Origin of the sequence: Acidiphilium sp. C61 (assembly GCF_905116885.1) — a bacterium.
Classification (GTDB): Bacteria; Pseudomonadota; Alphaproteobacteria; order Acetobacterales; family Acetobacteraceae; genus Acidiphilium.
This window is the reverse complement of sequence record NZ_CAJHNI010000005.1, coordinates 1,696,760-1,713,418: the sequence shown is the minus strand read 5'-3', so window position 1 is coordinate 1,713,418 and position 16,659 is coordinate 1,696,760. Positions and strand designations below refer to the sequence as shown.

The 16,659-nt window shown below is 69.5% G+C and carries 14 protein-coding genes; 3 read left to right on the top strand and 11 right to left on the bottom strand.

Annotated elements, in window-relative coordinates; genetic code table 11:
- Positions 1-50 precede the first annotated feature (50 nt).
- From HUW10_RS10830 to HUW10_RS10785, 10 genes are all read right to left on the bottom strand, one after another.
- Positions 51-1,325, bottom strand: coding sequence for a sulfotransferase (locus HUW10_RS10830; RefSeq protein WP_174503509.1), 1,275 nt, complete (start codon positions 1,323-1,325; stop codon positions 51-53).
- Positions 1,326-1,332: 7 nt separating this feature from the next.
- Positions 1,333-1,725, bottom strand: coding sequence for a lactoylglutathione lyase (gene gloA, locus HUW10_RS10825; RefSeq protein WP_174503508.1), 393 nt, complete (start codon positions 1,723-1,725; stop codon positions 1,333-1,335).
- Positions 1,722-2,582 (bottom strand): LpxI family protein, encoded by an 861-nt coding sequence (locus HUW10_RS10820; protein ID WP_174504842.1) that lies wholly within the window; start codon positions 2,580-2,582, stop codon positions 1,722-1,724. Before HUW10_RS10820 ends, gloA begins: the two co-directional genes overlap by 4 nt.
- Before the next feature lie 23 nt (positions 2,583-2,605).
- Positions 2,606-3,412, bottom strand: a complete 807-nt coding sequence (lpxA, locus tag HUW10_RS10815) for an acyl-ACP--UDP-N-acetylglucosamine O-acyltransferase (protein WP_174503507.1) — start codon at positions 3,410-3,412, stop codon at positions 2,606-2,608.
- A complete protein-coding gene (gene fabZ, locus HUW10_RS10810; protein WP_174503506.1) occupies positions 3,409-3,906 on the bottom strand; it encodes a 3-hydroxyacyl-ACP dehydratase FabZ in 498 nt (165 codons plus the stop codon). Before fabZ ends, lpxA begins: the two co-directional genes overlap by 4 nt.
- Positions 3,907-3,947: 41 nt before the next feature.
- Entirely contained in the window at positions 3,948-5,054 is a 1,107-nt protein-coding gene (lpxD, locus tag HUW10_RS10805) for a UDP-3-O-(3-hydroxymyristoyl)glucosamine N-acyltransferase (protein ID WP_174503505.1), read from the bottom strand.
- Between the two features lie 6 nt (positions 5,055-5,060).
- Complete coding sequence (locus HUW10_RS10800) at positions 5,061-5,846, bottom strand: OmpH family outer membrane protein (protein WP_174503504.1); 786 nt, start codon at positions 5,844-5,846, stop codon at positions 5,061-5,063.
- A 4-nt stretch (positions 5,847-5,850) separates the two neighbouring features.
- The gene (gene bamA, locus HUW10_RS10795; protein WP_174504841.1) at positions 5,851-8,169 is read right to left on the bottom strand and encodes an outer membrane protein assembly factor BamA; all 2,319 of its coding nucleotides are present in this window, start codon (positions 8,167-8,169) and stop codon (positions 5,851-5,853) included.
- Positions 8,170-8,303: 134 nt separating this feature from the next.
- The gene (locus tag HUW10_RS10790; protein ID WP_236656340.1) at positions 8,304-9,260 is read right to left on the bottom strand and encodes a cytochrome c oxidase assembly protein; all 957 of its coding nucleotides are present in this window, start codon (positions 9,258-9,260) and stop codon (positions 8,304-8,306) included.
- A gap of 15 nt (positions 9,261-9,275) precedes the next feature.
- Positions 9,276-9,779 (bottom strand): Lrp/AsnC family transcriptional regulator, encoded by a 504-nt coding sequence (locus HUW10_RS10785; protein ID WP_174503503.1) that lies wholly within the window; start codon positions 9,777-9,779, stop codon positions 9,276-9,278.
- Positions 9,780-9,921: 142 nt separating this feature from the next.
- On the opposite strand from HUW10_RS10785, the gene trxB reads away from it, so the two are divergent.
- From trxB to HUW10_RS10770, 3 genes are all read left to right on the top strand, one after another.
- Positions 9,922-10,893 (top strand): thioredoxin-disulfide reductase, encoded by a 972-nt coding sequence (trxB, locus tag HUW10_RS10780; protein ID WP_174503502.1) that lies wholly within the window; start codon positions 9,922-9,924, stop codon positions 10,891-10,893.
- 64 nt (positions 10,894-10,957) lie between these two features.
- Positions 10,958-11,845, top strand: a complete 888-nt coding sequence (locus HUW10_RS10775; RefSeq protein WP_174504839.1) for a LysR family transcriptional regulator — start codon at positions 10,958-10,960, stop codon at positions 11,843-11,845.
- Between the two features lie 18 nt (positions 11,846-11,863).
- The gene (locus HUW10_RS10770) at positions 11,864-12,976 is read left to right on the top strand and encodes an AbrB family transcriptional regulator (RefSeq protein ID WP_174503501.1); all 1,113 of its coding nucleotides are present in this window, start codon (positions 11,864-11,866) and stop codon (positions 12,974-12,976) included.
- A 13-nt stretch (positions 12,977-12,989) separates the two neighbouring features.
- Here HUW10_RS10770 and HUW10_RS10765 read toward each other — a convergent pair whose 3' ends face one another.
- Positions 12,990-16,418, bottom strand: a complete 3,429-nt coding sequence (locus tag HUW10_RS10765; protein WP_174503500.1) for an indolepyruvate ferredoxin oxidoreductase family protein — start codon at positions 16,416-16,418, stop codon at positions 12,990-12,992.
- Positions 16,419-16,659: the final 241 nt, after the last annotated feature.

The window sequence follows — 16,659 nt, the reverse complement described above, 5'->3', positions numbered from 1 at the left end:
ACGGTCCGATCAGATGATTTCATCTGATCGGATGATGCTCTAGCCGCCCCTCAGGCCGGCTGCGGTCCGCCCGGCTTGCGCGCCTGCACGCCGAAATACTCGACATATCCGGCAAAGCGCGGCCGCAGCCGCTCGGCGTTGATGCCGAAATCCGCCAGCCGGTAGCGGTTCCGCCCATAGCCGCCGCGCGGCGCCGCGCCGAGATACTGCCGCATCGCCGTCTCCGCCGCCGGGGTGAATGTCTCGCCAAACCGCGCGTAAATCCCCGCGACCGCCCCGATCGGGTCCGCCGTCAGCGCCTCGTACTGGATATTGACCAGCCGTTCCGCCGGCACCGCCCCGCTCTGGTCGAACGCCACCAGGCGCCGCGCCCCGTCGATCCACCGCTCCGTCACCTGCCGGCCGATTTCCGCCGGGTCGATGTCCCGCAGGAACGGCCGCCGCAGCACCTCCGTCATGTGCGCGACCGAGGCAAACACATGCACCGGGTCGCGGTGCACCACCACGAACCGCGCATCCGGATAGGTCTCCAGGATCGCCTTCACCGAAAACGTATGCTCCGGGCATTTCAGCGCCCAGAACCGTCCGCCGGTTCCGTGCTGCATCGCCTGCAGCCATTGCTTGTGAAACGCGAAGGCCGGCCCGTCATCCTCGGCGTCGAGCCATGCGGTGTAGCTCGGCACCCGGAACGTCGTGTCGAACCGCAGCGAGTGGAACACATGCGCGGTGATCTCGCTGCATTCCTGCGGGCTGTCCCCCTCGATCGGGTGGATCGCCGGAAACTCCGGCGCCATGCCGGCGAACATGTCTAGCTGCCGGTCGGTCCGGCGCACCGCGGCACTGCGCCGCGCGTCGAACCCCACCGGCCGCGCCGCCGGATACAGCGTCTGCCAAACCCGCGGCACCAGCACCTCGGGGTCCTGGCCGAACAGCGTGTGCAGGAACGTCGTCCCCGAGCGCGGCAACCCCATGATGAAAACCGGCGCCCGCACGGCGTCCCGCCCGATCGCCGGGGTCGCCGCGTGCATCCGCCGGATCGCCTCGGCATTGCGCGCCAGCCGCATCAGGTCGTAGCGGACCGAAACCCGCCCGAACAGCGAAAGCCGCGTCTCCGCCGCGAGCGAGGCGACCAGCCGCTCCAGCCCCTCGCGCGCGAAATCCGGCATTGCACCGCCCGCGGCGGCGGCAATCCGTGCCGCGTCCAGCGCCGGCACCCCGCGCGGCAGCACCCGCTCCGCCGCGCCGAACCCGGCCGACAGCAGCCGGAATTTCAGACTCTTTCCCGGTCGTCGCGACGGCGGCTCCGGCACCGGATCCCGCGGCATGGTCGGCTCACTTCCGTTCGATCAGCTCGATCTTGTAGCCGTTCGGGTCCTCGATGAACGCGATCACCGTCTTGCCGAACTTCACCGGCCCCGGCTCGCGCGTGATCTTCACGCCGGCGGCGCGGAGCTTGTCCACCGCAGCATAGATATCCGGCACACCGAGGGCGAGATGTCCAAAAGCGGTGCCCTGGTCATACGCCTCGACGCCGTAATTGTAGGTCAGCTCCAGCACCGTGTGCGTCGCCTCGTCGCCATAGCCGACGAAGGCGAGCGTATACTTGCCATCCGGCACGTCGGAGCGGCGCAGCTCCTTCATCCCGAGCAGCCCGGTGTAGAAGGCAACGCTCTCATCGAGGTTCCTCACCCGGATCATCGTGTGCAGATACTGGAAATCGCTCATGACTGTCTCCCTTCGGTCCATCGCGCGGCACGCGGATCGATCCCGAGCAGGAACAGCCCGGCGGCGTCGGCGGCGCGCGTCATCGCCTCGCGATCCATCAATATGGCACCGCCGGCCTCGAATGCGATCCCGCGCAATCCTGCTTCCACCACCCCCTGCACGGTCTTGACACCGAGGGTCGGCAGATCGGCGCGGCGGTCCTGCCCGGGCTTGACCAGCTTCACCAGCACGCCGCCCGGCCCCGGCCGCCGCAGCGTGGCCGCGCGCGCCAGCATCGCGTCGGTCCCCTCCACCGCCTCGACCGCGAGCACGATGCCCTGCTGCACCACCGCCCCCTGCCCGACATCCGCGGCGCCGAGCGCATGCACCACGGCAACGCCGCGCGTGATGTCCGCGAGTGCGGCGGCATCCGGCGCGGTCGCGCTCAGCAAGCCTTCCGGCGCCAGCACCTCGCCGATCACCTCATGCGCGCCGATCACGGTGAACCCTTCCTCGCCCAGCACCCGCACGATGGCGGCGAGCAGCCCGTCATCCCCGGCGAAGGCGGCCCGGCCGATGCGCGCCAGCAGCTTCGCCCCCATCGCGTCCGGCCGCAGGTCGAGCAGCGAGGGCCGCTTCACCGGGCCGGCCAGCACCAGCTCGCGGCAGCCGGCGGCGCGCAGTGCTGCGATCGCGGCACCCACCGCGCCGACGCGGATCGTCTCGTGGGGAAACACCCCCACCACCGCGGGATCGGCATAGGAATCGAGGGCGACGATGAACACGTCCCGCCCGCCGGCGCGCGCCGCCGCGGCAACCCGCCCGGGCAGGGTGCCGCCACCGGCGACGATGCCGAGCGGCGTCGCCGCCCGGCTCATGCCCTCGCCGCGCGCATCCGCGCTCACGCCTCGGCGTCGTCGCCGTGGCGGGTCGTGCTGCGGATCAGGCCGCGCTTGCTCGGCGCATCGATGAAGGCGAGGATTTCCGCGAGATATGGATCATCCCCGGCGCCGCCGCGCAGCGCCTCGACCCGCGCGGCGAACGTGCCCTCGCCCTGGAACAGCAGGCGATAGGCGTTGCGCAGCCGGTGCTGGCCTTCCTTGTCGAGCCCGCGCCGGCGCAGCCCGACGATGTTGAGCCCGTGCAGCCGCGCGCGATTGCCGATCACCGAGCCATAGGGGATCACATCCGCCTCGACGCCGGAGGCGCCGCCGACCATGGCGCCGGTGCCGATCCGCACGAACTGGTGGATCGCGGTGGCGCCGCCGATGATCGCGCGGTCCGCGATCTCGACATGCCCGCCCATCACCACGTTGTTGGCGATGACGATGTTCTCGCCCAGCGCGCAATCATGCGCGACATGCACCACCGCCATCAGCAGGCAGCCGGCGCCGACGCGGGTGATGCCGGTGCCCGTCACGGTGCCGCGATGGATGGTGCAATGCTCGCGGATGACGCAGTTCGGCCCCAGCTCGGTGCGCGTCGGCTCGCCCTTGTATTTCAGGTCCTGCGGCGCGAGGCCGATGGTGGCGAAGGGAAACACCGTGGTGCCGGCGCCGATGCGGGTATGCCCGTCGACGACGACATGCGAGACGAGTTCGACCCCGTCTTCCAGCACCACATCCGGGCCGACCGTGCAGAACGGCCCGACACTGACACCCGCGCCGATCGTGGCGCGCGGATCGATCGACGCTGTCTGGTGGATCATGCCTCGCCGGCTTTCCGGTCCATGATCATCGCGGCGAAGCTCGCCTCGGCGACCGCCACCCCCTCGACCCTGGCGACCGCGTTGAACTTCCAGACATTGCCGCGGTTGCGATCCTTGGTGACATGGATGCGCAGCACGTCGCCGGGCACCACCGGGCGGCGGAACTTCGCCCCCTCGACCGACATGAAATAGACCACCTTGCCGGCCTCCTCGGGGCCGAGCGTCTCCACCACCAGCACCGCCGCGGTCTGCGCCATGCTCTCGATGATGAGCACGCCCGGCATCACCGGATGGCCGGGGAAATGGCCCTGGAAGAAATGCTCGTTGACCGAGACGTTCTTGACGCCCACCGCCGAAACATTGGGCTGCAGCTCCACCACCCGGTCGATCAGCAGGAACGGGTAGCGATGCGGGATCGCATGCATGATCCCGGCGATATCCACCGTGATCCCCCCTGGCTGTGGTGCCGTGGTGTCTGTCGCGCTTCGGTCCATGTCAGAGCGTCCGTGTCCCGTTCGTGTTGTGGATGATCCGGTCAGGATTTGGCGTCCCGCTCCGGTGCGGGCGGAGCATGCCTCAATCCGCCGCGCCGCGCAAAGCGCCGCAATGTCGCGACCTCGCGCATGAACTCCTTCGCCGGCCGCGCCGGGCTGCCGAGCAGGTCGATCCCCGGCCTGACGTCGGACATCACACCCGCCTGCGGGCCGATGCGCGCGCCCTTGCCGAGGGTGAGATGGCCGGACACCCCGGCCTGGCCGGCCAGCACCACGAAATCCTCCAGCGTGGTCGAGCCCGAGATGCCGACCTGCGCCACGATCACGCAGCAGCGCCCGATCCGCACGTTGTGGGCAATCTGCACGAGATTGTCGATCCGCGTGCCCGCGCCGATCACGGTATCCTGCGCCGAGCCGCGGTCGATCGTGGTGTTCGCGCCGATATCGACGTCATGCTCGATGATCACCCGGCCGAGCTGCGGAACCGAAAGAAACCCGTCCTTCGTGGTGGCGAAGCCGAACCCTTCCTGGCCGATCCGCACGCCGGGATGGATCATCACCCGGTCGCCGATCAGCGCGTGGCTGACGCTCGCCCCGGCGCTGACGATCACGCCCTCGCCCAGAACGCAGCCCGGCCCGATCACCGCGTGCGGGCCGATGCGGCAGCGTGCGCCGATGCGCGCCCCCGCGCCGATCACCGCGAAGGGCCCGATCTCGGCCGCTTGGTCGATCTCCGCCCCCGCGCCGATCACCGCACTCGGATGGATGCCCGCCACCGCCACCGGGGCGGGGTGGAACAGCGCGCAGGCCCGCGCCCAGCCCTCATAGGGGGTGGGCGTGACCAGGCACGCCACCGTCGCGGGTGCTGCGGCCGCCATCTCGGGGCGCATGATCACCGCCCCGGCGCGGGTTTCGGCCAGCAGCGGCAGATATTTGCGGTTGTCGAGAAAGCTGACATCGCCAGCGCCGGCGGTCTGCAACGGGGCGACGCCGGAAAGGCGCTGCCCCGCATCCGCGACCCTGGTCCCCGCTACCGTGGCCCCCGCTACCGTCGCTCCTGCAGCCGCGGCGATTTCCGCCAGGCTGAAGGGGCCGCTGCGGGCGAAGAACCGCGCATCGCCCGGCCGCGGATCGGTCGCGCCGGTCATCGCGGCTTACTTCTTCTTCGCGGCCTTGTGCGCGCCGTGCGCCATCTTCGGCACGACCGAGGGCGGCACCGCGACCTGCGGCAGGATCTTGTTGAGCTGGTCGGCAACTTCCTTGGTGATGTCGAAGGCGTTGACGTTCAGCGCCACCTGCGAGCGGTGCAGCACGAGGTTCATGCCATGCGCCTGCGCCACCTGGCGGATCACCGCGATCAGCGAGCTTTCGATCTTGCCGAGCGCCGTACGGGCCGACACCTCGATGGCGACGCTGCGGTTATGGAAATCGAGCTGCGCCTGCTCGATCTCGTGCTGGAGCTTCTGCTCGCGCGCGGCCAGCGCCGGCTTCGAGAGCTTGCCCTTCTCGGCGATGATGGCGTGCTGCTCGCCTTCCCACTTCTTCTGGTCGGCCTGCGCTTCCTCGGCGAGTTTCTGCCGCCGCTCGTTGATGATCTTCTCGACGCCCTGCGCCGCGGTCGAGCTGCGCATCACGTCGGGCACCGAGAGCACGCCCATCACCGCGGCGGGCGGCGCCTTTTCCTTGGGCAGCGGGGCGAGCTGCGGGATCGGCGGCAGTTTCTCGGGCGGCACCTGCTGCACGCCGGGCTGCTGCCCGGCGGGCGCCTGCGGCTGCTGGGGCAGTGGCGTATGGATCGGCGCGGTGTGCGGCGCCTCCACCTTCGGCTTCGGGATGAAATACCCCTTGCCGGTTTCGGACTGTGCGTGGGCGGTGCCGGCGAAGGCCATGATGAGGGCCGGAAGCGCCAGCCCGGCGCGGATTTTGGCGATGCGTGTCACGTGATCAGAACCTCGTACCAAAGGAAACGCGGAATTGCTCGATCTGGTCGTATTTGTATTTCTTGATCGGCTGGGCATAGGACAGGTCGATGAGCCCGAACGGCGTGTTCCACGCCACGCCGAGACCGGCCGAGATGCGCGGCGCCGCATTGTCGTAAACGCCGAGCGTGGTGCCGTTCACCGTGATCGGCGACACCCCGGAGAGGCTGCCGATATCGGCGAAGGCGAAGCCGGTCACGCCGAGATCGGGGCTGACCGGCAGCGGGAAGTGCAGCACCGTGTCCTGCGTCCAGATGAAATTGCCGCCGATGCTGTCGCCATACTGCGTGTCATGCGGGCCGGCGCCGCCGGTCTGGAAGCCGAGCATGCTGTCGCCGCCAAGGAAGAAGCGGTCCGCCAGTGTCGTGCGGTAGCCCTCGATGCCGAGAATCTTGCCGACATGCCCGTCGAACTCCAGCACCCAGGCCTTGTCGCCGAGCAGGCGTTCGAGCGGGATGTAATAGGCGCCGCGCGCCTCCAGCCGGACATATTTCGCGGTTCCGCCCAGCCCCGCGAAATCGCCCGACAGCGACAGGATCTCGCCGCTGGAGGGATCGATGCGGTTGTTGCGGTAGTCGAAGGTCAGCGTCGAGCCGAGCTGCGAGAGCGTGGTCTTGCCCTGCTCGCTCAGGATGTAGAGGCTCGCGGTCGAGGCGATGTTGTAGATGTCGCGCGTGCTCAGCGTATAGGTGAAGGCCTGGCTGACATGGTCGTTGTAGCGGAAGCCCACCCGCACGTCGCCGCCGAGCGAGCGCTCGCTGAACACGTAGGCGGTCGAGTTGTAGGTATCGGTGCGGAACAGGTCGAAGCCGGCGATCAGGTTGCGGCCGAGGAAATACGGGTTGGTGACGCCGAGATTGAACTGCGTGCCCTTCTGCGCCAGCAGCGCCGAGATCGAGGTGCTGATGCCGGTGCCGAGGAAATTGTCCTGGCTCAGCCCGATATTCGCCAGCGCGCCGAGATCGGTCGAATAGCCGCCGCCGAGCGAGAACTGCCCGGTCGCCTGCTCGTCGACATTGACGTCGAGATTGACGCGATCCTGCGTGGTCGTCGGCGCGGTCGAGATCCTGACCCCGTCCTGCTTCTTGAAATAGCCGAGATTCTCGAGGTTCTGCTTCGACTGGTCGACCGCGTCCTGATTATACGCATCGCCCGGCGCCAGCTCGACCTGGCGGCGGATCACCTCGTCCTCGGTGCGGGTATTGCCGCTGATCACCACGTCGTTGACATAGACCTTCGGCCCCTCGACGACGCGGAAGGTGAGATCCACCTTGTGCGTCGCGTGGTCCTCGTGAACGTCCGGCACCACCTGGGCGAAGGCGAAGCCGCGATTCTGCGCCGCCTTCGAGATCGCCTTCACCGCGGTCTGGATCGCATCGCCGTCGAACAGGTCACCCTTCTCGATCGGCACCAGCGCGCGCAGCGACGCTGCGGGCAGGTTGGCGACGCTGCTCTCCACCTTCACCCCGCCAATGTGATAGCGCGGCCCCTCGTTCATCACGAAGGTCAGGAAGAACGATTTGCGGTCCGGTGCGAGCTGGGCGGTGGCGCTCTGCACCTTGAAGTCGGCATAGCCGTGATGGAAATAGAACCGGCTGAGCAGCGCCTCGTCGTATTTCACCCGCTCGGGGTTGTATTCATCGGCGCTGGAGAGGAAGCGGAACCACGCGTCCTCGCGGCTGGAGATCACCTCGCGCAGCCGCGTCTGGCCATAGGCGTGGTTGCCGACGAAATCGATCCGGCTGATCAGCGTCTCCGCGCCGTCATGGCAGCGGAACACCACGTTCACCCGGTTTTCCGGCAGCTTGACGATCTCGGGCGTGACGGTGGCGCCGTAATGCCCCTGCTTGCCGTAGAGATCGAGGATCGCCCTGGTGTCCGCCGCCGCCGCCGCGCGGGTGAACACCGCGCCGGGCTTGAGCGAGATCGCCTTCGAGAGCTTGTCGTCCTTCAGCACCGAATTGCCGCGGAAGAACACCTGGTTGACCACCGGGTTCTCCTGCACGTCCACCACCAGCGTGTCGCCCTCGCGGGTGAGCGAGACCGAGCTGAACAGGCCGGTGGCGTAGAGCGTCTTCAGGCTGAGATCCATCCGCCGCTGGCTGAACTGGTCGCCCGGGCGCAGCAGGATATAGGAGAGAACGGTATTGGCATCGATGCGCTGGTTGCCGCGCACCCGGATCGAGGCGATGCGCCCGCCGCTCGCCGTGGCCGCAGCCGGGGCAGGGGTCGCCGCCCGCGCCGCGGGTGCGAGGAACACCGGCGCGAGGCACGCCGTGGTCATCAGAGCCAATCGCAGTCGCCGCAAGGACTGTCTCCCCATCACACGATGTCACCCAACCGGATCCGGGCCAGTCCCGCATCCGCACAGACAAGCGGCCTAGCCGCAACCGCCCCGCGCCGCAAGGGCAGCCCGGCCTAGCGCCCGGTCCAGCGCGCCTCGATCACCCGTGCTCCGGGCGGGATCGGCGTCGCCGCCACCTGCCTGTCCTCGCTCCGGCGGATCGCGTGCAGCAGCACGAACAGCACCGCCGTGTTCAGCATCCCCGGCGGAATCCACTGGATGATCCCGCCCAGCATCTGGTCCTTCATCGGCGAGATCGTGGGATAGAGCCGGCCGCACAGATCGTAGAAATTGTAGAGCCCGGTCTGGGTCAGCGCGATATAGGACGACACCGCGATCTGCGGAAACATCGGCAGGAAGCCCGCCGCCATCCGCGTCAGGTAGGAATACCCCGCCTCCGCCCGCGGCCGCGGATCGAGCACCACCAGCCAGAACAGCAGCCCCGCCGCGATCATCGAGACATTCATGACCGCATAGAGCGGCGGGTTGATCATCGAGGCGAAATTGACCCGCGGGATCAGCCACACATCCGTCGTCGCCAGCCACACCACGATGGCGACCGGCGGAAACCGCAGCACCCGCAGCACGACCCGTCCCGCCCCGCGCTCGAACAGCCGGATCAGCCCGGCCGGCACCCCGGCGGCCAGCACGTCGCGCGGCCAGGAAAACGCGATCAGGAACGGGGCGAACACACCGAACGTCGCCTGCTGCACGCGGTTGAGGAAGAACATGTGCTGGGCGGCATATTCGAAGCGCGTCTGGCCGACGAAATAGATCGCCGCCACCCCGGCATAGAAGGCGATGATGCGCCAGCGCGCCGGCCGCGCCGCGCTCCGCGCGAGCCCGCGCCCATACCAGAACGCCGCCAGCAGCGGCCCGGCGAAGATCGCCGCGTTGAAAATATAGGGCGCGAGATAGGGCAGCACAGCGGGGACCAGCCGGCTCGCGAGGTCGAGGACGGCGCCGAGCACGGCGATGGCGATCAGCCCGCGCGCGTCGGTGCGGTCGAATTCATGCCGGGACGTGTTCATGCGCCGGGTATGGCCTCAGATCGGCACCCCGGCAAGCGCCTTGCTGGTGCGGATGGTTTGCAGCGTCTGCACGCGCGTCACGTTGGGGGCGGCGGTCAGCCGCTCGGTGAGCTGGTTCTCGTGCGCCGTATCCCGCGCGACCAGGCGGAGGAGAAAATCGTCGCCGCCGCGGATCATGTGGCACTCGCGCACCTCCTCCCAGCCGCCGACCATCGCCTCGAACGCGTCCAGCACCGCCTGGCGCTGGCTGTCCAGCCCGACGATGGCGAACAGCTCGATCTGCCAGCCGAGCTTCTGCGCGTCGGTCTCGGCGTGATAGCCGCGGATCAGCCCGGCCTCCTCCAGCCGCCGCACCCGGCGCAGGCAGGGCGGCGGCGAAATCCCGGCGCGGCTCGCCAGCTCCACATTGGTCATCCGCCCGTCCGCCTGCAATTCGGCGATGATCCGGCGGTCGATATCGTCGATCGGCGTGGCCTCGGCGAGGCGCGGCGAGGACGGGGAGGCCGGGGTTGACGGCATGGGTTTTCACCGCTCGGAAAGAGTTGATCGCGTGACAGATATAGTCCGGTCATATAATTGCATAACCTCAGGGTGTGAATGCGGCGCGGAAAGCTGGAAAACCCGCCGCCGCACCCTTAATTCCGCATCAGAGGTGCAACAAATGGCGGATCAGGCCACGATCGAGACGAAACTGCTGATCATCGGCGCCGGCCCGGCCGGCTACACGGCGGGGATCTACGCCGCGCGGGCGAATCTCGCCCCGGTGATCGTTGCCGGTCTGCAGCCCGGCGGCCAGCTGACCATCACCACCGATGTCGAGAATTATCCGGGCTTCGCCGATGTCATCCAGGGCCCCTGGCTGATGGAGCAGATGCGCGCCCAGGCCGAGCATGTCGGCACCCGCATCGAATACGACATCATCACCGAGATCGATCTCGCCGCCCGCCCCTTCACCGCGCGCGGCGATTCCGGCACGCTCTACCGCGCCGAGGCGGTGGTCATCGCCACTGGCGCGCAGGCCCGCTGGCTCGGCCTGCCCTCCGAACAGCAATACCAGGGTGCCGGCGTCTCCGCCTGTGCGACGTGCGACGGCTTCTTCTATCGCGGCCGCGAGGTCGCCGTGGTCGGCGGCGGCAATACCGCGGTCGAGGAAGCGCTCTACCTGACCAACCACGCGACCAAGGTGACACTGATCCACCGCCGCGATTCGCTGCGCGCCGAGAAAATCCTCCAGGACCGGCTGTTCGCCCACCCGAAGATCGAGGTGATCTGGGATCACACGGTCGAGGAAATCACCGGCGAAGGCAGCCCCGCCGTCGTCACCGGCGCGCGGCTGCGCAACGTGAAAACCGGCGTCGAACGCAGCATCGCGGTTGACGGCGTGTTCATCGCCATCGGGCATGATCCGGCCACGTCGCTCTTCCGCGGCAAGATCGAGATGGACGACGAAGGCTATATCCGCACCATCCCCGGCACGGCGCAGACCTCGGTTCCCGGCGTCTTCGCCGCCGGCGACGTGCAGGACCGCACCTACCGCCAGGCCGTCACCGCCGCCGGCACCGGCTGCATGGCGGCGCTCGAGGCGGAGAAATTCCTTGCGCACCACGCGCAAATCGAACAACAGGCTGCTTGAGACAATATAAAATACGGCCCATTGCCGGGCCGGGAAAGGGAAGCTGACCGTGACAGGCAATCACATGGACTGGGACAAGTTGCGCGTGTTTCACGCGGTGGCCGAGGCGGGCAGCTTCACCCATGCGGGCGACGTGCTGAACCTCTCGCAATCCGCCGTCTCGCGGCAGATCTCGGCGCTTGAAGAGGCGCTGGCGGTGCCGCTGTTCCACCGCCACGCCCGCGGGCTGATCCTCACCGAGCTGGGCGAGCAGCTCAACCGCACGGTGCGCGACGTCTTCGCCAAGCTCGCCATGACCGAGGCGCTGCTGGCCGAGAGCAAGGAACGCCCGGCCGGCCGGCTGAAGGTGACGACGACGCACAGTTTCGGCGTGGTCTGGCTCGCCCCCCGGCTGCGCGCCTTCCTCAAGCAATACCCCGATGTCAGCATCTCGCTCCTGCTCGACGATGTCGATCTCGACCTCGCGATGCGCGAGGCGGATGTCGCGATCCGCATGCACCCGCCCCGCCAGCCCGACCTCGTGCAGCGCAGCCTCGGTGAAATCCGCTGGCAGATCTTCGCCTCCGAGGATTACCTGCGCGAGGCCGGCAAGACGCCCGAGCGGCCCGAGGATCTCGACGATCATCGCCTGATCCTGTTCGGCGACCGCAAGCCGCCGGTGGCCGATGTCAACTGGATCGCCAGCATCGGCCGGCCGGACGGCGCCGCCCCGCGCACCGGCGCGCTCGAGGTCAACTCGCTGCAAGCCATGCTGATCGCCATTCGCAGCGGCATCGGCATCGGCGCCGTGCCGGACTACCTGACCGAGGATACCACCGGCATGGTCCGCCTGCTGCCCGAGGTGAAGGCGCCGAAGATCGACATGTATTTCGTCTATCCCGAGGAATTGCGGAACTCGAAGCGCGTCTCCGTCTTCCGCGACTTCCTGGTGACCGAGATCGGCCGCCGCTGAGCCTGTAGCCGCCGGAGGATGATGGTTCCGCGCCGGTCGGCGGCCGCGCGCTGGGCGCTGCTCGCTGCGGTCACGGCGGCGTCCGCCGTGCCGCTCGCCGCGATCGGCGTGCCCTCCGCGGCCCTGTTCGCGGCCCTTTTCGTCGCCACCGCCCTCGCACTGGCGGGATACGCGCCGGAGGGCGTGCCGCGCAGCGCCTCGCTCGCCGCACAGGCCGTGCTCGGCGTCGTCATCGGCGCGCTGGTGAGCGGGCCGACCCTGCGCGCCCTCGCCGCCCATGCGGTCCCGGTCGTTCTCGTCACCTTCGCGACGCTGCTGGTCTCGATCGGCGCCGGCCTGCTGATGGGCCTGCGCCGCGATGTCGATCCCACCACCGGCGCGCTGGCGCTGACCACCGGCGGCGCCTCGGCCATCGTGGCGCTGGCGGCCGAACTCGGCGCCGACATCCGCATGGTCGCTGTGGTGCAATATCTGCGCGTCGGCCTCGTCACCGCGATCATGCCGCTGGTCGCCGCCTTCGTCTTTCACGTCGGCGGCATGACCGCCGCCGACCACTTATCTCATGTCGGCGGCCATTTTTCTCACGGCAGCGCCATGGCCGCCGCCGTGCCCCCGGCCGGGCTGAAGGGGCTCGTCCTTGTCGGCCTCGCCGCCCCGCTCGGCCTGCTGCTCGCGCGCCTGACCCGGATGCCGGCCGGCCCGCTGCTCGGCCCGCTGATCGTCGCCGCGGCGATCACCCTGACCGGCCGCACCGGCGATGCCGGCGTGCCCGCGCCGATCGTCGATCTCGCCTATGCCGCGATCGGCTGGCAGGCCGGGGTGCGCTTCACCCGCGCCCGCCTCGCCGAAATCGGCCGCGCCTTGCCGACCGCGCTCGGCCTCATCCTGCTGGTCAACGTGATCTGCGCCGGGCTCGGCGCGCTGCTCGCCGATCTCGCCGGGGCCACCCCGTTCGAGGGCTACCTCGCCACCCTGCCCGGCGGCATCTACGCCGCCCTGGCGATGGCGATCGCCGCGCGGACCGACGTCACCTTCGTCCTCGCCGTCCATGTGCTGCGGGTGCTGCTGGTGATGTTCACCATGCCGCTCTTCGCCCGCCTGCTCCGCCGCCGCGCCGCCCGGCCGCGCTGATCATCGCCGCTGATCACTCCGCTGCCGCCGGCAGTCGCGGTGCGGCGGCGGGCGGCGCGATGAAGGCGGCCTCGCGCTCCGCCCAGCGCGCCCCCACGGCGGCGAGGCTGCGCGCCTTCACGTGACCGAAGCCGCGGATCTCGGCGGGGAGGGCGGCCAGCGCCAGGGCGGCGGCGAAATTCCCCTCATCCAGCGCGGCGCCGATGCGGCGCAGCGTCGCCTCGTAGCGCCCGATCAGCGCCCGCTCGCCCCGCCGCTCGGCGCTGTGGCCGAACGGGTCGAGCACCGTGCCGCGCAACACCTTGAGCGGCGCCAGCGCGGCCATCGCCTTGAGCATCCAGGGGCCGTATTCGCGCTTTTGCGGCAGGCCGGTCGCCTGGTCGCGCCGCGCCAGCAGCGGCGGGGCGAGATGCAGGCGGATATCCCGCGTGTCGGTGAAGTTGCGCGCCAGCTCGGCGCGGAAGGCGGGGAGGGCGTAGAGCCGCGCCACCTCGTATTCGTCCTTGTAGGCCATCAGCCGGTGCAGCGTGCGCGCCGCCGTTTCGGCCAGCGTGGTCGAGCCCGGCCGCACCGCCTGCTCCGCCGCGCGCACCGCCTCCACCGCCTCGGCGAAGCGGGCGGCGTAGCGCCGGTCCTGATAGGCGACGAGATCGTCGCGCAACATCCCGAACAGCGCGTCGAACCCCCCCGGTTCCGCTCCCGGCGCGGCGCCCGGCTCCGCTCCCGGCTCCGCCACCGTGCCGGGATCATGCGCCGCCGCGCGGCCCCAGGCGAAGGCGGCGAGATTGAGCCCGACCGCCTGCCCGTTCATCTCCACCGCCCGCGCGATCGCCGCCCGGCTCACCGGCACCAGCCCGCGCTGCCAGGCATAGCCGAGCAGGAACAGGTTGGTCGCGATCGCGTCGCCCATCAGCGCGGTGGCGATCGCGGTCGCCTCGATCGTGTCAAGATGCGCCTCGCCCACCCGCCGCGCCAGGCTCTGCCGCAGCCGCGCCATCGGCAGCGAGAAGGCGGGGTTGCGGGTGAACTCCCCGGTGATCGTCTCGTGCAGGTTGACCACCGCGCGCGTCTTGTCGCCCAGGCAGTCGAGCGTCTCCCGCTCGGCGGCGACCAGCGCGTCGCAGCCGAGCAGCAGGTCGGCCCGACCCGCCGGCACCCGTAGCGCCTGCGCCGCCCCGGCCGCCGCGCCGAAGCGCAGATGCGAGACCACGGCGCCGCCCTTCTGCGCGAGGCCGAGCACATCGACCACCGAAACCTGCGTCCCGTCGAGATGCGCCGCCATGCCGAGCAGCGCGCCGATCGTCACCACCCCGGTGCCGCCGATCCCGGCCACCACCATGTCCCATTCCGCGGGCGGCAGCGTGGGCTCGGGCAGATCATCCGGCGGGGCGGCGCGCGTCGCCTCCGGCTTTTTCAGCCCGCCGCCATGAACGGTGACGAAGCTCGGGCAGAACCCCTCGACGCAGGAGAAATCCTTGTTGCAGGCGGATTGGTCGATCGCCCGCTTCCGCCCGAACGGGGTTTCCACCGGCACCACGGCGATGCAGTTCGACACAAGCGAGCAATCGCCGCACCCCTCGCAGACGCGCTTGTTGATGAAGGCGCGCTTCGCCGGGTCCGCCATCGTGCCGCGCTTGCGGCGGCGGCGCTTCTCGGTCGCGCAGGTCTGGTCGTAGACGATCGCGGTGACACCTTGGATTTCGCGGATCGCGCGCTGGATCGCGTCCAGCTCGCGGCGATGCGATACGACAACGCCCGGCGTGAGATCGCGCACCTCTCGATATTTTTCCGGCTCGTCGGTCACCACCTCGATCCGCTTCACCCCCTCGGCGGCCAGTTCGCGGGTGATCTGCGGCACGCTGAGCGGCCCGTCGACATGCTGGCCGCCGGTCATCGCCACCGCGTCGTTGAACAGCACGCGATAGGTGATGTTCACCCCGGCGGCGATGGCGGCGCGGATCGCGAGCAGGCCGGAATGGTGATAGGTGCCATCGCCGATATTGGCGAAGACGTGCGGCTCGGCGGTGAACGGCGCCTGGCCGATCCAGGCCGCGCCCTCGCCGCCCATGTGCGAATAGGCATCGGTCGCGCGGTCCATCCAGGTCGCCATGAAATGACAGCCGATCCCCGCCATCGCGCGCGAGCCCTCGGGCACCCTGGTGCTGGTGTTGTGCGGGCAGCCGGCGCAGAAATACGGCACCCGGTGCGCGCCGAAATCGAGCGCGTGCCCGGCCTCGATCGTCGCGGCGAGCCGCGCCAGCGCCGCCTCCCGCGCCGCATCCGGCACGATCCGCTGCGCCCGCCGGCCCAGCCCGAGCGTGACATCGGCGGCGGCAAGATCGCTTTCGGCGCGGAACAGCGTGGCCCCGGTCTCGTCGCGCTTGCCGACGATGCGCGGCGCGTCGGTCATCCCGTACAGGATCGCCCGCAACTGGTCCTCGATCACCGGCGCCTTTTCCTCGACGACGACGATCTCCTCCAGCCCGCGCGCGAAGTCCCGCACGATCCCGGGCTCGACCGGCCAGGTCATGCCGAGCTTGAGCACGCGGGCGAAGCCGAGCCCGAGATCGGCCCGCGCCTGCTCGACATCGAGGAACGATTTCCCGGCGGTGACGATGCCGAGCCGCGCGCCGGGGGCGGGTTCGACGATGCGGTTGATCCGGTTGGCGGCAACGAAGTCCATCAGCGCCGGCCGGCGCAGGCCGAGCACGCGCGCCTCCTGCGCCAGCACCGGCTCATGCAGCCGCATCGCGACGCTCTCGGGGTCGATGTCGGGCAGGATGATCGGGACATCGAGGCCGGTTTCGACCGAGGCGGTGCAGTCGATGATCTCCTCGACCGTCTTGAACCCGACATAAAGCCCTGCATGGCGCGAGGCCGCCCAGCCATACAGCCCGAGTTCGAGGATCTCCGCCACCGAGCTTGGCGCCAGCACCGGCACGCCGGCGGCGATCAGCGCCGGCTCGCTCTGATGCGCGATGGTGGAGGATTTCGCCGCATGATCGTCCCCCGCCACCACCAGCACGCCGCCGTGGCGCGTGGTGCCGGCGTAATTGGCGTGCTTGAGCGCGTCGCCCGAGCGATCCACGCCCGGCCCCTTGCCGTACCACATGGCGAACACGCCCTGCCGCGTGGCGCCGGGAAACAGCGGGACCATCTGCGTGCCCCAGATCGCCGTCATCGCCAGGTCCTCGTTGACGCCGGGGCGAAACACGATGCCCTCCGCCGCCAGCACCGCTTCGGCGGCGTGGGCCTGGATGTCCACCGCGCCGAGTGGCGAGCCGCGATAGCCGGAGAGAAACCCCGCGGTGTCCAGCCCGGACGCCGCATCGCGCCGGCGCTGGGTCAGCAGCAGGCGGATCAGCGCCTGGGTTCCGGTCAGGATCACCCGTCCGGCGCCTTGCCGGTAGCGGATGTCGAGCATGGTGTCGGCGGATTTCATGCGGAATTTCCCCCGCCCGGCTGTTGCCGCCGGGCTTTTTCTCCGCCCCGGATCATGCGCCGCATGGCCGGAATTTGCGAGCAAAATCAGGTTTTTGTCAGGATCGTAACAGCTTGCCGATCGCTGCGCGCAGCAGCGTCCTGCGGCAATCCCGTGCCCCTCGCGCCGCGGCGGCCACGAAATTTTATTGCGCGGACCGCGCTGCCTGACCGATGCCGCGCCGCATCATCACGAAAAGGTG

Bases quoted from the DNA above. Each gene is read 5' to 3' on its own strand.
- fabZ (WP_174503506.1), bottom strand. From the start codon at position 3,906: ATGGACCGAAGCGCGACAGACACCACGGCACCACAGCCAGGGGGGATC.
- lpxA (WP_174503507.1), bottom strand. From the start codon at position 3,412: ATGATCCACCAGACAGCGTCGATCGATCCGCGCGCCACGATCGGCGCG.
- trxB (WP_174503502.1), top strand. From the start codon at position 9,922: ATGGCGGATCAGGCCACGATCGAGACGAAACTGCTGATCATCGGCGCC.
- gloA (WP_174503508.1), bottom strand. From the start codon at position 1,725: ATGAGCGATTTCCAGTATCTGCACACGATGATCCGGGTGAGGAACCTC.
- HUW10_RS10765 (WP_174503500.1), bottom strand. From the start codon at position 16,418: ATGAAATCCGCCGACACCATGCTCGACATCCGCTACCGGCAAGGCGCC.
- HUW10_RS10770 (WP_174503501.1), top strand. From the start codon at position 11,864: ATGATGGTTCCGCGCCGGTCGGCGGCCGCGCGCTGGGCGCTGCTCGCT.
- lpxD (WP_174503505.1), bottom strand. From the start codon at position 5,054: ATGACCGGCGCGACCGATCCGCGGCCGGGCGATGCGCGGTTCTTCGCC.
- HUW10_RS10785 (WP_174503503.1), bottom strand. From the start codon at position 9,779: ATGCCGTCAACCCCGGCCTCCCCGTCCTCGCCGCGCCTCGCCGAGGCC.
- HUW10_RS10775 (WP_174504839.1), top strand. From the start codon at position 10,958: ATGGACTGGGACAAGTTGCGCGTGTTTCACGCGGTGGCCGAGGCGGGC.
- HUW10_RS10820 (WP_174504842.1), bottom strand. From the start codon at position 2,582: ATGAGCCGGGCGGCGACGCCGCTCGGCATCGTCGCCGGTGGCGGCACC.
- bamA (WP_174504841.1), bottom strand. From the start codon at position 8,169: ATGACCACGGCGTGCCTCGCGCCGGTGTTCCTCGCACCCGCGGCGCGG.
- HUW10_RS10830 (WP_174503509.1), bottom strand. From the start codon at position 1,325: ATGCCGCGGGATCCGGTGCCGGAGCCGCCGTCGCGACGACCGGGAAAG.
- HUW10_RS10790 (WP_236656340.1), bottom strand. From the start codon at position 9,260: ATGAACACGTCCCGGCATGAATTCGACCGCACCGACGCGCGCGGGCTG.